At 54.0% G+C, this 19,504-nt stretch carries 12 protein-coding genes; 9 read left to right on the top strand and 3 right to left on the bottom strand.

The genetic code is table 11. The features are described 5' to 3' along the window. Positions 1–8 precede the first annotated feature (8 nt). The 4 genes from ispF to G491_RS0107945 all read left to right on the top strand — a co-directional run bounded on the left by ispF (position 9) and on the right by G491_RS0107945 (position 5,228). Positions 9–476, top strand: a complete 468-nt coding sequence (ispF, locus tag G491_RS0107960; RefSeq protein WP_028314219.1) for a 2-C-methyl-D-erythritol 2,4-cyclodiphosphate synthase — start codon at positions 9–11, stop codon at positions 474–476. Between the two features lie 25 nt (positions 477–501). Then, positions 502–1,926 (top strand): cysteine--tRNA ligase, encoded by a 1,425-nt coding sequence (cysS, locus tag G491_RS0107955; RefSeq protein WP_028314218.1) that lies wholly within the window; start codon positions 502–504, stop codon positions 1,924–1,926. A 299-nt stretch (positions 1,927–2,225) separates the two neighbouring features. After that, the gene (uvrB, locus tag G491_RS0107950) at positions 2,226–4,265 is read left to right on the top strand and encodes an excinuclease ABC subunit UvrB (protein ID WP_051327114.1); all 2,040 of its coding nucleotides are present in this window, start codon (positions 2,226–2,228) and stop codon (positions 4,263–4,265) included. A gap of 180 nt (positions 4,266–4,445) precedes the next feature. Then, positions 4,446–5,228: an enoyl-CoA hydratase/isomerase family protein gene (locus tag G491_RS0107945; protein WP_028314216.1), complete on the top strand. Its 783-nt coding sequence runs from the start codon at positions 4,446–4,448 to the stop codon at positions 5,226–5,228. A 23-nt stretch (positions 5,229–5,251) separates the two neighbouring features. On the opposite strand, the gene G491_RS0107940 is transcribed toward G491_RS0107945, so the two are convergent. Both G491_RS0107940 and G491_RS0107935 read right to left on the bottom strand, forming a co-directional pair. Then, a complete protein-coding gene (locus G491_RS0107940) occupies positions 5,252–8,923 on the bottom strand; it encodes an SbcC/MukB-like Walker B domain-containing protein (RefSeq protein ID WP_028314215.1) in 3,672 nt (1,223 codons plus the stop codon). Between the two features lie 9 nt (positions 8,924–8,932). After that, on the bottom strand, positions 8,933–10,162 hold the full coding sequence (locus G491_RS0107935) for an exonuclease SbcCD subunit D C-terminal domain-containing protein (protein WP_028314214.1): 1,230 nt from the start codon (positions 10,160–10,162) through the stop codon (positions 8,933–8,935). Between the two features lie 229 nt (positions 10,163–10,391). On the opposite strand from G491_RS0107935, the gene uvrC reads away from it, so the two are divergent. Then, complete coding sequence (gene uvrC / locus G491_RS0107930; protein ID WP_028314213.1) at positions 10,392–12,203, top strand: excinuclease ABC subunit UvrC; 1,812 nt, start codon at positions 10,392–10,394, stop codon at positions 12,201–12,203. Between the two features lie 27 nt (positions 12,204–12,230). After that, on the top strand, positions 12,231–13,049 hold the full coding sequence (gene thiD / locus G491_RS0107925) for a bifunctional hydroxymethylpyrimidine kinase/phosphomethylpyrimidine kinase (protein WP_084511407.1): 819 nt from the start codon (positions 12,231–12,233) through the stop codon (positions 13,047–13,049). Positions 13,050–13,068: 19 nt separating this feature from the next. Here the strand turns inward: thiD and G491_RS0107920 are convergent, their stop codons facing one another. Beyond that, positions 13,069–14,694 carry a diguanylate cyclase domain-containing protein gene (locus G491_RS0107920; protein WP_028314211.1) on the bottom strand — a complete coding sequence of 542 codons (1,626 nt, stop codon included), beginning with the start codon at positions 14,692–14,694 and terminating at the stop codon, positions 13,069–13,071. Positions 14,695–15,045: 351 nt separating this feature from the next. Between G491_RS0107920 and G491_RS0107915 the strand changes: the two genes are divergently transcribed. The 3 genes from G491_RS0107915 (at position 15,046) to G491_RS29910 (ending at position 19,439) form a co-directional block, all read left to right on the top strand. Next, a complete protein-coding gene (locus G491_RS0107915; protein ID WP_012609921.1) occupies positions 15,046–16,017 on the top strand; it encodes an NAD(P)H-dependent flavin oxidoreductase in 972 nt (323 codons plus the stop codon). 43 nt (positions 16,018–16,060) lie between these two features. Next, positions 16,061–16,867, top strand: coding sequence for a crotonase/enoyl-CoA hydratase family protein (locus tag G491_RS0107910; RefSeq protein ID WP_028314210.1), 807 nt, complete (start codon positions 16,061–16,063; stop codon positions 16,865–16,867). A gap of 379 nt (positions 16,868–17,246) precedes the next feature. Next, on the top strand, positions 17,247–19,439 hold the full coding sequence (locus tag G491_RS29910) for a methyl-accepting chemotaxis protein (protein ID WP_051327113.1): 2,193 nt from the start codon (positions 17,247–17,249) through the stop codon (positions 19,437–19,439). Positions 19,440–19,504 lie beyond the last annotated feature (65 nt).

The raw sequence follows: 19,504 nt of genomic DNA, 5'->3' as shown, positions 1-19,504 counted from the left end.
AGAGAGCTATGCGCGTAGGATATGGATACGATGTGCACCGTCTGGTGGACGGCAGGCCCCTGGTTTTAGGCGGGGTGACTATCCCCTTTGATAAAGGACTCAAGGGTCATTCCGACGCCGACGTATTGCTTCACGCCGCATGTGACGCCTTGCTGGGCGCTGCCGGCCTGGGGGATATCGGCATGCATTTTCCGGATAAGGACCCAAAGTATAAAAACATCGCAAGCACGCGTCTGTTGGAGGAGACAGGCCGAAAAATTGCGCAAGAAGGTTATAAGATTGTTAATTTAGACGCCACCCTGGTGGCGGAGGCGCCGAAAATCGGCCCCTATAGACAGGAAATGGTTTCCGTGATAGCCAAATGCCTTGGCCTGGAAAACCGGCAGGTTAACGTCAAGGCCACCACCACCGAAGGCCTGGGAATAACAGGCAGAGGGGAGGGCATGGCGGCAACTTGCGTCGCCTGCCTGGAATAGCGGATCCAAAGGAGAAAAAAACAAAATGGCACTCACCCTGTACAACACCCTGACCCGGCAAAAAGAAACCTTTAAACCCCTTAAACCCGGGCATGTGAGCATGTACGTCTGCGGCCCCACGGTCTACGACTCCAGCCATATCGGACACGCCAGGTCAGCCGTGGTTTTCGATATTGTTTTCAGGTATCTGCAGGAATCGGGATACGAGGTGACCTACGTCCGGAACTTCACGGACGTGGACGATAAGATCATCAACCGGGCCAATGAAAGGGACATGGACTGCCAGGCCCTTTCCGAAATCTACATCGACGAGTTCCATCGCGATATGGACGCCCTGGCCGTGCTCAGGCCCACCCTGGAGCCCCGGGCTACTGAATTCATCAAGGAAATCATCGAGGTCACCTCCAAACTCGTGGAAAAAGGCCATGCCTACGTGGTGGACGGAGACGTGTATTTTGACGTCCGCTCCTTTGAATCCTACGGCAAGCTCTCCGGCCGCAAGCTGGAAGACATGGAAGCCGGCGCCCGGGTCAAAGTGGACAGCCGCAAAAAGGATCCCTTTGACTTCGCCCTGTGGAAAGCCAAAAAGCCCGGCGAGCCCGCCTGGGAAAGCCCCTGGGGAGAAGGCCGGCCCGGCTGGCATATCGAATGTTCGGCCATGAGTTGGTCCCGTCTGGGTGAAACCTTTGACATCCACGGCGGCGGCCAGGATCTCATTTTTCCCCATCACGAAAACGAAGTGGCCCAGTCAGAAGCGGCCTTTGGTCAGCAGTTCGTAAGATATTGGATGCACAACGGATTTGTGAACATCGACTCGGAAAAAATGTCCAAGTCCCTGAACAACTTTCTCACGGTCAAGGAAATCCTGGACCAGTTCCACCCCGAAGCCGTGCGCCTGTTCCTCCTGTCCAAACATTATCGCAGCCCCGTGGATTTTACCGAGCAGGCCATGAAGGAAGCGGCTTCCGGCCTGGATCGCGTCTACTCCTGCCTGCAACGAATCCTGGAAAGCGTAGGCGGCCTGGACGACGACTTCCAGATCAGCGGCCATTGGTCCCGTTTTTGCGCCTGCATGGACGATGATTTCAACACTGCCGGCGCCCTGGGCATCCTCTTCGAGGCTGTACGCGATGTAAACCGTTTACTGGACGGCGACCTCACAGGCGACGATCAGGTCCGGGCCACGGAAGCGGGGGCGGCCATCGTAAAGATGGGCGGCGTGCTTGGCATGTTCCAGGAAGATCCTGGCGCCTATTTTGAAGGCAAAAAGGAACAAGCCGCCCAGGACGGCGGATTCGATCCGGCCATGGTGGACGATTTGGTCGCCAAGCGCTCCCAGGCTCGTAAGGACAAGGATTGGGGTACGGCTGACGCCATCCGCGATCAGTTGACCGAAATGGGCGTGGCCATTGAAGACACCCCGGACGGCACCATCTGGAAAATGGCGTAGGGGCGCTGCTTGCCGCGCCCGTAATTGCCTGTTTAATAAATAGATTTTGTTGGGTTTCGCATGCTCAACCCAACCTTGTCGCTCCAAGCAAAGCCGTAGGTCGGGTTACGAAGTCCGGCTTTACGCTTCTCATAGGCGTAAACGCTGGCGGACTTCAAACCCGACAATAAATTTCCGTCATTCCTGCGAAGGCGGGATCTTTTAGCGTTTTCCCCGGGCTGAAATTTTCAGCCCTTTTTGCTTTTTCTGCACTAATTGGGATTTTAAAATAAATCCCGAAAGTCGAGTTTGTTCCAAATATGTCCGCCAAAAAAGCGGAGGCGTCCGCCCCGCCCAATCTGGAGGAATTCACTGAATTTCAGGTGGTCTCTCCTTTCGAACCCAAAGGGGATCAGCCCGCAGCCATAGAGTATCTGGCCAAAGGGGTTAACGAAGGCAAAAAGCACCAGGTGCTTTTGGGCGTCACCGGTTCGGGCAAGACTTTCACCATGGCCCACGTGGCCGCCCGATGCGGCAAGCCGGTCCTGGTTTTGGCGCCGAACAAAACCCTTGCAGCTCAGCTGTACAACGAATTCAAGCAGTTATTCCCTCACAATGCGGTGGAGTATTTCGTCTCCTATTACGACTATTACCAGCCTGAAGCCTATTTGCCCAACAGCGACACCTATATAGAAAAAGACTCCAAGATCAACGAAATGATCGACAAGCTCCGCCACGCCGCCACCGTGGCCGTGCTCACCCGGCGGGACGTGATCATCGTGGCCAGCGTGTCGTGCATCTACGGTCTGGGCGCGCCGGAAGATTACATCGCCATGCGCCTGGAGCTCACCGTGGGCATGGAGCTTTCCCGGGAAAAGCTGCTCAAGGATCTGGTGGCCATGCTCTATGAACGCAACGACATGGATTTTCACCGGGGCGTTTTTAGAGTGCGCGGGGATCGGGTGGAAATCTACCCGGCCTACTGGGACGATCAAGCCATCCGCATCGAGTTCTTCGGGGACGAGGTCGACTCCATCTCGGAGATCGACCCGCTCCGCGGCGTTGTGATGAAAAAACTGCAGCGTACCATGGTCTACCCGGCCAGCCATTACGTTACGTCCAAGGAAACCTTAAAGCGCGCCATGGGCGCCATCACGGAAGAGTTGAAGGTGCGGGTGGCCCACTTTCGGGACACAAACCAGTTGATCGAAGCTCAACGCATCCAGGAGCGCACGGACTACGATCTGGAGATGATGCACGAGCTGGGCTATTGCACGGGCATTGAAAATTACGCCCGCCATCTGACCGGCAGGAACGAAGGCGAGCCGCCGCCTACGCTTATCGACTTTTTTCCTGAAGACTTTCTTATGTTCATTGACGAAAGCCACATGGCTGTGCCCCAGGTGCGGGGAATGTTCCGGGGGGACCGGTCCCGCAAGGAAACTCTGGTCCAGTTCGGATTTCGCCTGCCGTCGGCTTTGGACAACCGCCCGCTTATGTTTGAGGAATTCGCCGAAAAGGTGAAACAAGTGGTGTACGTTTCCGCCACTCCGGCCGACTATGAACTGGAAGTGGCCGACGGCGCCATTGCTGAGCAGATCGTCCGGCCCACGGGCCTTATGGACCCGGAGATCATCGTCCGGCCCGCAACCAATCAGGTGGACGACCTTTTGGAGGAAATCCGCGTACGGGTGGAGAATAACGAAAGGGTGCTGATAACCACCCTGACCAAGCGCATGGCCGAAGACCTTTGCGACTACTACGAAGGCCTGGGCGTGGCCGTGCGGTATCTTCACTCCGATATCAAAACCATGGAGCGCATGGAAATCATCCGGGATCTCCGCCTGGGCGAATTCGACGTGCTGGTGGGCATCAACCTTTTGCGTGAGGGCCTGGACATCCCGGAAGTTTCCCTGGTGGCCATTCTGGACGCGGACAAGGAGGGCTTTCTCCGGTCCGCACGCTCCCTGATCCAGACCGTAGGCCGCGCCGCCCGTAACGTGAATGGCAAGGTCATCCTTTACGCCGACGCCATCACCCGCTCCATGAAAATGGCCATGGACGAAAGCCAGCGCCGCAGGGACCTTCAGGCCGCCTATAACGAGGCAAACGGCATTACTCCTGAAAGCATTAAAAAGGAGATCGGCTCCATTTTCGACTCCGTGTACGAGGCCGATTACGTCACCGTGGAAGCGGACAAAAAGGAAGCTCAGGAAGCCATCGAAAGCAAAGACCTGGACCGCCTCATCGCCATGCTGGAAAAGGAAATGCAGCAAGCCGCCAAGGAGCTTGCCTTTGAGCGCGCCGCCGAACTCCGCGACCAGATCAAGGATCTCAAACGCCAGGATTTGGGGATTTAAAGAAACGCCGTTTTATATGATGTTCCCGCTTTTCATTGAGTGAAACCTGGGTGGCATGGCGCCATTATCCTCTCTATCAAACTCCAATCCAATTCCTGCTTCCATCTTTGATCCCTTCTTTGTATAATTCCATGCAAGTTTTTCAAAAACTCAATCAAGAATTTTCACAAAGGAGGGGTTATGAGCACGTATATTAAGACGGAACAAAACGGAAAGTTCGCAGAGGTCGTCCTCAGCCGGCCCAAGGCTTTCAACTCCTTTCATTTGGAAATGATCACGGAACTGGCCCAGGAGCTTACCCGGCTTGCTGTTGATGATTCGGTTCGGGGCGTTTTGATCACCGGCGAAGGCAAGGCATTCTGCGCCGGAGGCGATCTTAGATGGGTTACGGAATTCGCCGAAAAGCCCGGCGCCTCATTCCATACCCTGGCCGCCCAATTTCATAACGCCATTGTGGAAATCAGGCGCATGGAAAAGCCGGTGGTTGCGGCCGTCAATGGGGTTGCAGCCGGAGGCGGATTTTCTCTCGCCCTGGCCTGCGACCTCCGCGTTATGGGAAAGTCCGCCGTGCTAAAACAGGCGTACACCTCCAGTGGGTTGTGTATAGACGGAGGCGGCACCTACACCTTGCCCAGGTTGGTGGGCATGGCTCGCGCTCTGGAAATCGCTGTCTTTGATGAGCCTATTTCCGCGGAAAAAGCCCTGGAATGGGGCTTGGCCACCAAAGTTGTGGAGGACGAGGCTGTGCTGCAGGAGGCGCGCGCCATGATGGGCGTTTTGTCAAAAAAATCCATGCATTCCATTGGCTTGTCCAAAAACCTCTTGAACGACGCTTTTAACAACACCCTGGAATACCAACTGGAGTTGGAGCGGCAGGGCCTCGGCGCCTGCGGCGATCATCCGGACGGCAGGGAAGGCCTGGCCGCCTTTGCGGAAAAGCGCAAGCCGGAATTTGGCAAATAGAGCTGCCTAAGAAATACAAAATGTCATAAACGCCGGCAGCCCGGGCCTTTTAAAATGCTGCGGCCGGAGTTGTCAGGCTCCACCTGGATTTGGCAGGGGATGCAGTCCTTCAAGGCCTGCACATGGGATATAACGCCGATGAGTTTGCCGTCCTGTTTTAAATTGCTCAGGGCGGATAGGGCGGTATCCAGGGTTTCATCGTCCAGGGTTCCAAAGCCTTCGTCCAAAAACAGGGAATCCACCCGGATGTTTTGGCTGGCCATGCCGGACAGGCCCAAAGCCAGGGCCAGGCTGACGATAAAGCTCTCGCCGCCGGACAGATTTTGCGTGGATCGCACCTCGCCCGCCTGATAATTGTCGATGACGTTCAAATCCAGAGGCTCGTTGGGATCCCTGATCAACAAGTAACGGTCGCTCATGGTTTGCAAATGCTTGTTGGCGTGGGAGACCATGATTTCAAAGGTCAGGCCCTGGGCGAAATTGCGGAATTTCTTTCCGTCGTTGGAGCCGATAAGATCGTGGAGCCTGCCCCATTTTTCGCATTCCTTTTTTTGCGCGTCAATTTCTTGTCGAAGGTTCTTGTATTTGTCTTCAAGTTTTTCGTGGGCGGAGAGCTCCTGAGTGATGGCGCCGATTTTCTCCTGGGCGGCCTTGGCCTTGTCGGATAATTCATCATTCTCGCCTTTAAGGCTTTCCATGTCCCGGTCCGTTTTGTTCAGGCTTTTTTCTTCCTGCAGGGTTTTGATTTGCTGCTCCAGCAGGGTTGCCAGGCGGATTTTCTCTTGGTTCAGGCCTTTCTTCAGGTCCTCCAGCCTTTTTAACTCGTCTTTGGATAAAAGGGCGGCGGCATAGGCTTTTTCATCATCAAATCCCGACGCCGACAGATTGGCTTGAAACGCGGCCCCAGCCTTTTCCAGCTTATTAGCGCCTTCTTCCAGACTTTTGGCAAGGTCTTGCAAACGGTCTTGCAGGGATTTTTTTTCGGATTCCAACTCAGCGCATTTTTTTTGGGCGGCTTCCAGCTTTATAGCCGCTTGCTTGACGGCTTGCGCCAGGGCCTTTTCCTCCTGATCCGGGTCTTTGTCTCCGAATATGGACCGGCGTTCCTTGCTTAACTGATCGAAGTCGGCCTTGCGTTCCGTTCTTTTCTGCGTGGCGGCTTCCAGTTCCTTTTGACCGGCTTCCAACAATGCCGCGAAGGATTTTAGACTGGCTTCCAAGCCGCTTAGTTCTTTGAAAAGCTCATCTTTCTCCTTCAGGCGCTTGTCATATTCCTTTAACCGGTTTTTCAGACTATCCAGGATGGTTTTTACGGATTTTGCGGAAATCTCGAACGATCCGTAAGGCGCTACGGCTTCATGCAGGTCTGATTGCGATTTATCCAAACGGAGCCCGGCCTGGGCCAAGTCCTCTTCTGAACGCGTTTGGTTTTCCAGGGCGCTTTCCCGTGCGTGCAGGGCGGATTCGGCCTTTTGGCGGAAGTCCGGGAGCTTTTTTTCAGCCTCATGGAATTTTTTCTCCAACTCCTCCACGGCGTCTTTCTTATGCCTGGCCTTGGAGATGATATCCAGGCAGGTTTTGTTTTCTTGATTACAGCGCTCTATATCTTCCATTACGGTAAGGGTGGCGTCTTTCAGGTCTGCGGGCAGTTCAAGGCTTTTCAATCCGTCCAGAATCTTGTCTTGTTCTTTTTCCAGGTCCGCTTTTAAGGCATTTAACCCGTTGTTTAGCTGCTGAATTTCCGATTCCAATAGGGAGTAATCCTGAGAGGCTTTTTGAATGCTCTGATTGATTTCATTCAGAATTTTCCGACTTTGCTCTAATTCCCGGCTTGTATCTTCCTTTTGGGGGACGTTGCCGACTGCATAGGGATGCTCCAAGGCGCCGCAAAGAGGGCAGGGGGCGCCGTCAGACAGCTTTTTCCGTTCCTTTTCCATGTCGTACACTTTACAAGCATCGAGATGTTTTTCCTCAGCATTGCAAACTAACGCTTCTTGGACGCTTCGTTTTTCTTTCAGACTTTCAATGGTTTTTGAGAGTTCCGGCAGTTTACCTTGGTTCGCTTGCAGAGTTTTTTTATCAATCAGGGTTTTCTTTTTCGCCTCATCAGCTCTGGCGCAGGTGGAGTTCAGGTTGGTCAGTTTTTCAAGGCGAAGGTTGAGGCTTGAGTTATTTTCCTTCCAATCTTCCCACGATTTACCCTGCAGAATTTTTTCCAATTCCTCTTTACGGGTTTTCAGGCTCTTTTCCGACTTTTCCAGTTGCAGTTTTTCGGATTCATATTGCTTATGCAATTTTTCGTGCTTGGTTTTGGCTTTGGAGGCCGCCGCCTTGGCTTGCGTCAGGCTTTTCTTTTTGCCGGCGTGATCATTGCTCGCCTCTTGAAAGCGCCCGGCAATCTGCTCAATGCCGGTAAGGCTTTTTCCCAAGGACTCGCAATCCTTGTTTTTCCGTATAAAGGCTTCTTTTTCGCTGAGTTTTTCCTTCGTGGCCTGGATTTGGCTGCGGGCAGCCGCAATTTCCTTTTCCTGCTTGCGAGTGGAATCCTTGCGCTCCAGCACCTTTTTTTCCGCTTGCTCCAGGTCCTCACCGGCGCTTTTAAGCCGGGTGTCCAGAGTCCGAACATCCTTGATGATCCTGGCTTCCTTTTCCTGATTCTCTTGGGTGGATTTAAGGGCCGCCGCAGCCGCGTCCTTGGCGGCGCTTCCATCCTTCAAGGCCTGCCGGTTATTTGTGAGCTTTTCTTCAAAGTCTGCTTGAACTTTACTCCCTTCCTCTTGGCGCTTTCTCAAGTCCTGGAGCTTGTCATAATCCGCTTCTAAATCGTGGGCTTGCCTGCCCGTCTTCAGCCTATCCAGGTCCGGCCTGGCCTGGGCTTGCTTCTCATCAAAGGCGGCTTGCTGTTGCTTCAAATTCTCCAAGCCCTTGGATAATTTGTCCAGATTTTCCAGCCAGGAGATTTTTTCCTGAACCTCTTTGGCTTGGGCCGAAACGGCTTCCACCTCCTTTTGTTTGATAATGCGGGTATTCTTGAGCTCCTGGATTTCCTCCGGGGAACGTAGGCGGATTTCCCCCAGCCGTTCTTCCAAGCGGTCCTTGGTTTCGTTTTCCGCCCGTTTCCGTTCATGCACCGCTATGGATATAGTGGTGTAAATATCCGTGCCGGTAATCTGTTCAAGCAGCCCGGATCGCTCGTCCGACTTTTCCTTTAAAAAAGCGGCGAAGTTGCCCTGGGCCAGCATTACGGAACGGGTGAACCGCTTGAAATTCATGCCCGTGGCTTCTTCCACGCAGGAGGCTGTCTTGCTGGGCTTGTTTTCGATAATCTCGCCTGAGTCCGCATATGCCAGTTCGTGTTTATAGCCTTGCAGATTGCCGTCGGGTTTATTCCGGGCCCGGCGCTGGCTCCAATGGCAGAGGTAATGGCCTGAATTGGCGCTGAATTCCACTTCGGAGAAGCATTCCCCGGTATGGCGGGTCATGATTTCGTTGGAAGAACCGGTGATGGAAGGCAGCCGGGGCGTCTGGCCGTACAGGGCCAGGCAGATAGCATCCAGAACGGTGGTTTTTCCCGATCCCGTGGGTCCGGAAATGGTAAAAATGCCCGAGGACGTGTAATCAACGGAATTGAAGTCTATTTCCCACTCACCCGGAAGGGAGTTTAAATTCTTAAATCGCAGCCGTAAAATCCGCATCCCAATCTCCTATTCCGCCCTGATGTCCTGCTCATGAATTGAGGCCAAAATTTCCTTAAAGGCGTCCATAAGCTCTTCGCGCTGAAGTTCAGGCACGGACCTGGCCTCCATACACCGGGTAAAAACCGCTTCTTCGGAAAGTTCGCTCAGGGTTTCCAAGGGCGTCTCCCGGCCCATGATCCGAGAGGCCATTCTGAGATCGTTCGTGCGAACCACTTCCATGCCGGTTCCCTCAATCAGGGATTTAACGTCTTCCAGCAGGATTCCTGCGCCGGTTTCGTCGGTGTATTCCAGTTCCAGCCAGGCCTGGCTGCCTTGCTCCTTCATATTTGTGACGGCCTGCATCAACTCGTCATGCCCGCCGCGGATTCGCTTTAACTCACGAAAGCAAGGCGTCGCCAGTTCCCGGACTTGGGGTTGGGTTCCTGTAAATTCCACTTCCAGGACCATTTTATTCTGTTCGGACTCTTTAAAGCTCATGGGCAGGGGCGAGCCTGAATACCGAAAATGATCCCGCCCCCCGACTGTTTGGGGAATGTGCAGATGGCCCAGGGCCAGATAGTCGATTTCCTCCGGAAAAATTTCCGGGCGGGCTTGGCCCAAACCGCCCACATACAACTCCCTGACCCCGTCCTCCTTTTCCGTGCGGCCTCCCGCCGTGAATAAATGCCCCATGGCGACAATGGGGACGGGTTGGTCCAAAGCGTCCCGGGCGGCCTTGGCGGCGCCGCACACCCGTTTGTAGTGCTCCTCGATTCCGGCAAGCATTTTTTGAGCTTTGTCGTCCATGGATTCTCCGGCTTCCGCCAAACGGACGTCCCGATCCCGGAGGTAGGGGACTGCGCAGACGATCAATTCCGGCCGGCTTTTATCATCATTCAAGACCAGCGCTTCGTTTGCAGGATCTTCATCGATCCCTCCCACAACATGGACGCTTTGGTAGCGAAGCAGGGTTTTAGGGGCGTCAAGAAAAGTCGGAGAGTCGTGATTGCCTGCGGTTATGACTACGTGGCGGCAGCCCGTCCGGGATATCTTTCCCAGAAACCGGTAATACAATTCCTGGGCCCGGTTGCTGGGCGTCCCGGTATCGAAAACGTCCCCGGAAACCAGCAAGGCTTCCGCTTGCCTTTCGCGGATGACTTCCAAAAGCCAGTCCAGAAATTGCTCGAATTCGTCGTACCGCTTTCTTCCGTAAAGAGAGCGGCCCAGGTGCCAGTCGGAAGTGTGGATCAGTTTCATTCCCGCTTTAATCCTTAGAGCTTAAAAAATCGACGTGGGTTTTCGCCGCCGGTTAGGGGTATGGTTAAAAACAGTGGTTCTGCGTATATTTATGCTGATTTTTATATAACAAAGGAAGCGGATTGAAAAGGTTCAAATCTTGCCGGAACGCCCGGCGCGTGTTATTATTTGAGTATGGATGCGCGAGCGTAATTGCGTCTGATTTCCTCATGATGGAGGCGGCGGACTTTTGTCTGAAATAGAAAAAAAACTGGCCACATTATCCAACGGACCCGGGGTGTATCTCATGAAGGACGAGTCCGGGGAGATCATCTATGTGGGCAAGGCCAGAAGCCTGAAAAAACGGGTGTCTTCCTATTTTCTGGAGAAGGCCAACCGGGACCTGAAAACCGGCATCCTGGTCAAGAAGATCGCCTCCTTTGACGCTATCCTGGTGACCACGGAAAAGGAAGCTCTGATCCTGGAAGCCAACCTCATCCGCAAGCATAAGCCCCGCTACAATATCCTGTTAAAAGACGGAAAACGCTTTCCCTCCCTGCGAATCGACGTGCGCACGTCCTATCCGCGCCTGGAAGTGGTTAGAAAGGTCAAAAAGGACGGCGCCATTTATTTCGGGCCGTTTTCGTCGGCGGGCAAGCTAAGAAGCACATTAAAGATCATCAACAAGACCTTTCAACTCCGCAAATGCAAGCAAAAGGAGCCGCCCAAACGCAACCGGCCGTGCCTGAACTATCAGATGGGGCAATGCCTGGGGCCTTGCTGCCTTCCCGTGGACCGGGACGAATACCTGGACATGGTGAATGAGGTGATCCTGTTTTTAAAAGGCCGCACAAATGATTTGCTCCAAAAAATCAAGGAGCAGATGGCCGCCGCTTCCGAAAGGCAGGAGTACGAACTGGCTGCTCGCCTGCGGGATCGCATGTTTGCCATTCAGGCCACGGTGGAAAAACAGGCGGCCGTAACCACGGATTTTGTGGACCGGGACGTGATCGGCATCGATAGGGAGCCGGAAGGTTCGGCCATCTCCGTGCTTTACGTCCGGGGCGGCTTTTTGTTGGGGTCCCGGAACTACAACTTTGATGAAGTCCTGGGCACGGACTCGGAAAGCATTCAGGCATTTTTACGCCAGTATTATGACAAGGACCGGTTCATCCCTGACGAGGTGTTCGTTCCCTGCCAATTGGAAAACATGGAGTTGATGGAACAATGGCTTACCGAAACCGCGGAAAAACGGGTGGTTCTCCACTGGCCGCAACGGGGCGAAAAAACCCGCCTCATTGAAATGGCCAACGAAAACGCCCACGAAGCCCTTAAGGACCGCATTTCGTCGGAAAATGTGTTCAAAAGCCTGCTGGAAAGGCTGCAAAAGCGTCTGCGTATGGATCGGCCGCCCCGGCGCATCGAGTGCTTTGACATTTCCCATACCGGCGGAAATCAGACCGTAGCTTCCATGATCGTCTTTGAGGACGGCAAGGAAGCCAAGTCCGAATACCGCACCTTTAATATCGACAGCCTGGACCACCCGGATGATTACGCGGCCATGCACGAGGTCATGGCGCGGCGGTTTTCGCCGGACAAGGATTGGCCCACTCCCGACGTTCTTTTGATCGACGGAGGCAAAGGCCAGCTTTCCATTACGGCGTCCGTTTTGGACGGCCTGGGCGTCATGGGCGCTTTTGAGGTGATCAGCATCGCCAAAAAAGACGAAGCCAAAAAGGAAACCATGGACAAAATCTACCGCCCCGGGCAGGCCAACCCCGTGGTTTTCGGCCGGGACGGGGACGTGCTTTTGTTCCTGCAACGGGTTCGGGACGAAGCCCACCGCTTCGCCATCACAACCCATAGAAAAAAACGGGCCAAGACCATTCGAAAATCCGCCCTGGATAGTGTGCCCGGAATAGGGGAGAAGCGGAAAAAAGCCCTGTTGCGGCATTTCGGCAGCATAAAACGCCTGAAAGAGGCCAGTCCCGAGGACATCGCCCAGGTTCCGGGCATCAGCGTCAAACGCGCCCAGGAGATCCTGGAGGCTCTGGACGCCTGATAACTAAATTGCGAAAGGTTACAAACCATGCCTGATTCAACCATTCCTGTCGTTCTAAGCATCGCCGGATCCGACTCCGGAGCGGGAGCCGGAATTCAGGCGGATTTGAAAACCTTTGCAGCGCTCGGAGTATATGGAACGACCGCCATTACGGCCATTACCGCCCAAAACACCCTTGGAGTGCAGGATTGGCAAGAGGTTTCGCCCGATTTGATCGTCGCTCAAATTCGCGCCGTGGCTTCGGACATGCGTCCGAAAGCCGTAAAAACCGGCATGCTGGGCGGGCCTGAAACGGTTCGGATCGTGGCTCGGGAAATCCGCGATTTGGGGCTTGAGAATCTGGTGGTGGACCCGGTCATGAAAGCCAAAGGCGGGAAGGATCTTTTGCTGCAGGAAGCCTACGAGATTATGGTGAAGGAGTTGTTCCCCCTGGCTCGGGTTGTGACGCCCAATCTGGACGAAGCGTCAGAACTGGTGGGGTATGACGTCAAAGATTTGTCACAGATCAAAGAGGCGGCCAAGGCCATCCAGACCATGGGCCCTGCTGCGGTGGTGATCAAGGGCGGGCACTGCCAGGGTCAGCCCAACGACTTATTGTATAACGGAAGTGAATTTTTTGAGTATCCGGGCAAGCGAATCGACACGCCCCATTCCCACGGCACGGGCTGTACATTCGCCTCGGCCGTCGCCGCGGGGCTGGCTAAAGGCATGAAAGTGCGGGAAGCGGTTTTTCGCGCCAAGGAGTTTACGACAAGAGCCGTCAAACACGGCTTGCCTTTAGGCGGAGGACACGGCCCGGTCAATCATTTTCCCGATTTGCTGAAACAAAAAATACCCGAGGAGTAAAGCAAGCCGGCCGCCTCATTTATTCCAACACAAAAACGGTTCCCGGCCCTTGCGCCCTGGCTTGAGCGAGAGCTTGCTCGGCATTTTCCATCCATCTTTCCATGGTTTCGGGCTGGCCTCCAACGTGCTCTACGATTCCTGCCGTAATGCCGATATCCATGGTTTTACCAAACCAGTCAAAAGGATTCTGTTCAATGGCCTGAGTGAGGCAATGACACCATTCCCGGGCCTCGTTTTTATCCCTGCCCGGCAGGAGAACGAGAAATCGGTCGCCGAACACCCTGGACGGCAGGTCCTCTCTGTGGGAGTTTCTTCGCAAATGCTTGCCAACGAATAAAATGGCGTGATTCAAACCTTTTGGGCCGATTTTTTCCTGAATGTTTTCCATATCTTCCACGTGAATGGCGAGCAGCGAAGAAGTCCGCTTCATGGTCTCCGACCTGGGGATTTCCTTGCCCACGGCTCTTTTCATGATGGAGTCCGTGACAAGGCCGGTCAGGTCGTCCTTAAGGGCTGTATTGCGCAGCCTCAACCGGGCGTTGTTTGCTTTTTTACGAAAGTAGCCGACTTCGCATACCTGGGTCAAAATTTGTAAGCATTCGGATTCAGGCGCCCAGGCAGTCATAACTCCGTCCGCCTGGCCTATGTTGACTATCTTGCAGGCCCCGGGCATATCCCTGCATTCCGCCGTCAAGACAATATTTTTATCCGCTTCCCTGGCCGCCTCGATCCATGATTGCCAATCATGCCCGGTGGAGTATTCCGCGACCACAACGTCCGTTTCCACGGGAATTTGGTCGCCGACAGCCCTGGCCCCATGAATTTTGGGATATCCCTCCAAAACTTTGGAAAGATGCTCGAATATGTCGCCATTGGCGCCGGCGAATAAAACAAACAGGCTGCGTCCGTCCGCCTCAAAGACCCCGTCATTAGCCCAGTGTTCATGCCGCAAGTCCTGAATTTGCTTGACGATATAAGCGATTTTTTCGCCCGACTCATCCACCCGGTCAAGGTATTTCAACACCTTTTCCGCGTCGTCCTTGTTCATGCTCATCAGTTCCAGGTGGCCCAAGAGGCTGGTGAGAGGCTGATTAACCTCGTGGGCCGCCACCCCGATCATGCTGATGATATTTCCCAGGCGTTCGGCTGTCTCCCGATTTTCCCGCAAGTAGTTCATGCGGGAACAGGCCTTACCTAGATCCTGGATTAATGCATGGGTTTCCAGGGCATGGTTCAGGACCATCTCCAGGGACGCTGCGTTAGCGGCGTCTTTTTGCAGACGGCCGCAGACTGAAGGGATCGGCTCATTTTGGGTTTCGTCGTCGTCCAAAAGCGTCAATGGCAGGCCCAGGGATTGGGCCAGGATTTTTTCCTGAAGGGTAGGGGCGTGATCCAGCAAAACCGCATGAACGCCGCCTTGGGCGGCAAGCGATTGCAATTCGTCCGTATTGCGGGCGACTCCGGCGCATTGGAAGGCTTCGGCCCTTTCCAGAATGCGCTCCATGGATTCGCCTGTGTCGGGATTATTGGCGAGAATGCTGACTTTAAGCAATTGAATTGGCGTATCAGAAGCCGTTTTAAAAGCGCCGGCCATGTACACAACCTCCGTGAGAGAATCAGTTTGGGAATACTGCGAATACAGCATGCAAAAAACATCCCAAAATTTTTGAGCAAGAGCTTCCTCATTAGGGTCCGGTGGAAAAAACGAAAGGAAACGCATAGAAACAGATATAAAATACCAAAAAGCCCAAAGATCGCCAAGGGATTTCGCGTCTGCAGCATGCTAAGACTTGACAGCGGGCGTCAAAAAGGCGATTTTATACGTTAGCGAACAATCACGAAGGCTTTACAGCCCTTGAAACCTTTTGAGGCAATTCTTCCTGCGCAAATCTATCCGGCCTTATTGCGTATAGCGTTGCCAGCTGTTTAAAATTTATCCAATCGATAAATTTTGCCGGATTATCGTTAACCTGATAAATCACAAATGGAGGAAGTAATGATCGAAACCAAACTCACCAAGCTGCTGGGCATCAAATACCCCCTCGTGGGCGGAACCATGATGTGGATTACTACGGCCGACTTTGTGGCCGCCATTTCCAACGCAGGGGGGCTGGGCGTTTTGGCTTCCGCGGTTTATCAATCCAAGGAAGAGTTTGAAGTCGCTGTAGACGCTATCCAGAAGAAAACGGACAAACCCTTTGCCGTGAACATCAATCTGTTTCCGGCCATGCGCGCGATTGACAATAACGAGTACGTGGACGTCATGATCGACAAGGGCGTCAAAATCGTGGAAACCTCCGGCCATTCGGCTCCCGAAGAACTGTGCAAGCGCTTCAAGGACGCCGGCATGACCTGGATTCATAAATGCGTGGGCGTCAAGTACGCGCTTAAAGTGCAGGGCATGGGCGCGGACGTGGTCACCGTGGTGGGGTACGAAAACGGCGGCGCCACGGGCAGGCTGGATATCGGCACCATGGTTCTGGTTCCCACGGTTGTGGACGCCGTGAACCTGCCTGTGATCGGCGGCGGCGGCATTTCCGACGGCCGGGGCGTTGCAGCCATTCTCTCCCTGGGCGCCGAAGGCGTGATCATGGGTTCTCGCATCATGGCCACCAAGGAATGCCCCATCCACGACAACCTCAAGCAAGCCTTTGTGGGCGCTTCCGAACTAGACACCATGCTGGTCATGCGCAGCATCAACGCCACGCACCGCGTCTGGATCAACGACGCGGCCCAAAAATGCCGCGAACTGGAAGAGAACCAAGCCTCCTTTGAAGAGCTTTACGAAGTCATCAAGGGCGATAACGCCAAAAAGATGTACGACGAAGGCGACTTGGGCGCGGGCATCGTCTCCTTGGGCCAGGGCGTGGGCATGACCCACGACGTTCCCACGGTGGCCGAACTGTTCGAGCGGATCATGAAGGAAGCCGAGGAAAGGCTCGTAAAGTTAAACGGCCAGATTAAGTGATCGGCTCAACCGCCTGCTATGCCGACAAAAACAGGAGAAATGAATGAGCGACGATATATTAAAGGTGGAAAAAGAGGGGCATATTGCCTGGCTGGTGCTCAATAACCCTCAAAAACGCAACACCATGACCCATGCCTTTTTTTACGGCCTGATCGACATATTCAAGGAACTGGACGCAGACCCGGACGTCCGCGTGGTCGTCATTCGGGCCGAAGGCAAATCCTTTACCGCGGGCCTGGATCTTGTGGAAGCGGGCCAGTCCCTGCTGGGAGGATCCGGGGCCGACGACCGGGAGAATCTCCGCGCCCATGTTCTGGAGTTGCAGGAAAGCATGAACGTCATTGAAAAATGCCGCAAGCCGGTCATTGCAGCCGCGCACAGCCACTGCATAGGCGGCGGCATCGATATGCTCAGCGCTTGCGACATCCGCATCTGCACCAAGGACGTAACGTTCAGCATCCGGGAAACCCGGATCGCCATTATCGCCGACCTGGGCACGCTCCAGCGCATGCCCACCTTGATCGGCCATGGAAGATTCCGTGAACTGGCGCTCACAGGCCGGGATTTCGGCGCTCAGGAAGCCCTGGACATGGGATTTGTCACCCATGTTTGCGAGGATCAGGACGCTTTGATCGCCAAAGCCAGGGAGCTTGCCGAAGACATTGCAGGCCTGGCGCCATTGACGGTGCAAGGGGTCAAGGACGTCATCCTGCACGGCCGGGATAACGGCGTGTATCAAGGCCTGACCTATGTAGCCCAGAAAAACGCGGCCCAGCTTCCCTCCGAGGACGTATTGGAAGCCGTCGCCGCTTTTATGGAAAAACGCAAGCCCGACTTCAAGGGCAAATAGCCTTCACTTAATCATTTTCAAGGATTGTACACGGGCGCGGGGCTCAAGCCTTGCGCCCGTTTTGTTTCATGGCTTTTAGTTTTCCTTTGCCCCTTCCCGGGCTTTTGGTTTCCCTTCAGATTTCCTTCCAAACAGGCACAAACCTTGCAATCAAAAGATAGGCGCTCCTATCCGTCTTCGCATGGGATCTGTTTGTATTTCTTGGGCGCCCAACGCATATTCCTTTTCTTCGGTCCGGTAACGATGCTTGATTCCCGAGGACGCCCAGCCAGCCGGCGCTGTGTATATAGGGCCCCAGCTATTGGCTCACTAAATCAACTGGCAAGCCGCTATGTCCGCGGTCTTTTTATTCATGCACAAACTCGAATGAGGGGTACAAATGAAGATTAAAAGTATTCAGCAGAAGATCGCTTTATCAGCCGCTTTGTCCATCCTGGTTCTGGTAGGAATTATTGTCGCCTTTTTCACCTATGAAATGAACCTGACAGCCGCTGAAAACCGGGAGCTGGCGGAGAAGCAGGGCGTCAAGGATGTTGCGGAAGAAGGCGAAAAGATAGCCAGGGAGATTGAAACGAAGCTTGACCAGTCCTTGTACTTGGCGCGGTCCCTGGCCCAGATGTTATCCGGAGTTAAAGATCCTGACAGGCCCTTGAAAATGTATCGCGATGAATTCACCATCATCCTGAAAACAATGTTGGAGAACAACCCCCAACTCCTCGGCATTTACACCGCCTGGGAGCCCGACGCATTTGACGGCCTGGACGATTTGTACATGGGCGTGGAAGGGCACGATCAAACAGGGCGATACATCCCGTATTGGCACAAGGGAGATGACGGCGAGCCGGTTTTGGAGGCTTTGGTGGACTATGATAAAGAGGGCGCTGGGGACTATTATCAGATCCCCAAAAAAACAATGAAGGAATGCATCCTGGAACCTTATATCTATGAAATTGGCGGCAAACCCGTACTGCTAACCTCCATGGTTGCACCCATTATTGTAAATGACGTTTTTTACGGCATCGCCGGGGTGGACATGAAGCTGGACTCCTTCCAGGCCATGGCCGACAATATGAACCAGTTTTTTGACGGTCACGGGCGGGTTGTCCTGATCAGCAATAGTGGAATTCTTGCCGGAGTCACCGGGAAGCCGGGGCTTGTCGGAAAGCATATGCAGGAAGTGCATAATGATTGGAAGGCTGATATCGGGCATGTTCAGAGCGGAAAGCAAAAAATTGAGGTGGAAGAGGGAAATATTGAAGGATTCATCCCTATTCGCATTGGCCAGACCGGCACCCCCTGGAGCGCTAATGTGCTTGTGCCGGAATCTATTGTAACGGCGCAGGCGGTCGCCAAAGCCGCCAAGGACAGGAAATTGATTATTATAGCTGCTACGGTCAGTGCTTTTTTGATGGTCGTTTGCCTGATTCTGATGTGGTGGGTGGCGGGCCGCATTGCAAAACCCATCAAGAAAGCGTCGGCGTTGATGGATCGCATTTCCATAGGAGACCTGAGCGCCAAAGCCCATATTCAAGGGCGCGACGAAGTCGCCGCCATGGGCGCTTCCATTGATAGATTTGTGGACGGCATGCGCGCCTTTTTGGGACTATTGGAGGAAGTGGCCAACGGAGACCTGACGGTTTCCTTTCCACAAAGGGATGAACAGGATGACATCAGTCCTGTGGCTCAGAAAATGGTGGATTCGCTCCACGCCCTGGCCAGCGAAGTGAATAATGCTTCCGAGCAGGTGCATGCGGGCGCCGGACAAATTTCCTCGGCCAGCCAGTCCTTATCCCAGGGGGCCACGGAGCAGGCGGCTTCTCTTCAGGAAATTACGGCTTCCATGTCGGAAATCGCCAAGCAAGCCAAAGAAAATGCGGAAAACGCCCGGGAAGCTAACAATATCGCACACTCCGTGGGAGAATCCGGGGATAAGGGCGCCTCCCAAATGGAGGAAATGGTTGCTTCCATGGGCGGAATTGAACAGGCGAGCAACGACATTTCAAAAATCATCAAGGTCATTGACGATATCGCCTTCCAGACAAACCTGCTTGCCCTGAACGCTGCCGTGGAAGCCGCCAGAGCCGGAAAACACGGCAAGGGATTCGCCGTGGTCGCCCAGGAAGTGCGTAATTTGGCGTCCCGCAGCGCCAAAGCTGCAGCCGAGACTTCTGAACTGATTGAAGACTCCATCAGGCGAGTGACTGACGGCTCCCGGGTCGCCTCAGAGACGGAGGAAATACTAAGGGAGGTATTGGACGGCATTCATAAAGTAACCAATCTGGCGGGAGAAATTGCAGAGGCCTCCAATGATCAGGCTCAAGGCGCCGCCCAGATCAATCAGGCTCTGGGACAGATTGATTCGGTAACCCAGCTAAATACAGCGAATGCGGAAGAAACCGCATCTTCCGCCCAGGAACTGTCGGCCCAGGCCTCCACCTTAAAATCTTTGATTGGGCGTTTTAAAACAAATGCGCAACGCCGTTCGGGTGATAGGGCGCTCATTTCCGCAAACGACAGTCGCAGCATGCCGGAATTTCCCATGCTGGACGCGCCTGACGACGCCTGGGGATAAAAGCAGCCGCCTTCACCGGCTTGGCGCCGAGCCTTGCTGCGCCAAGCCGGTTTTTTTATACAATA

This window comes from Desulfatibacillum aliphaticivorans DSM 15576 (genome assembly GCF_000429905.1).
In the GTDB taxonomy this organism is placed as follows: domain Bacteria; phylum Desulfobacterota; class Desulfobacteria; order Desulfobacterales; family Desulfatibacillaceae; genus Desulfatibacillum; species Desulfatibacillum aliphaticivorans.
Note: the sequence above shows the minus strand (reverse complement) of the source record. Positions and strands in the feature narration are given on the sequence as shown.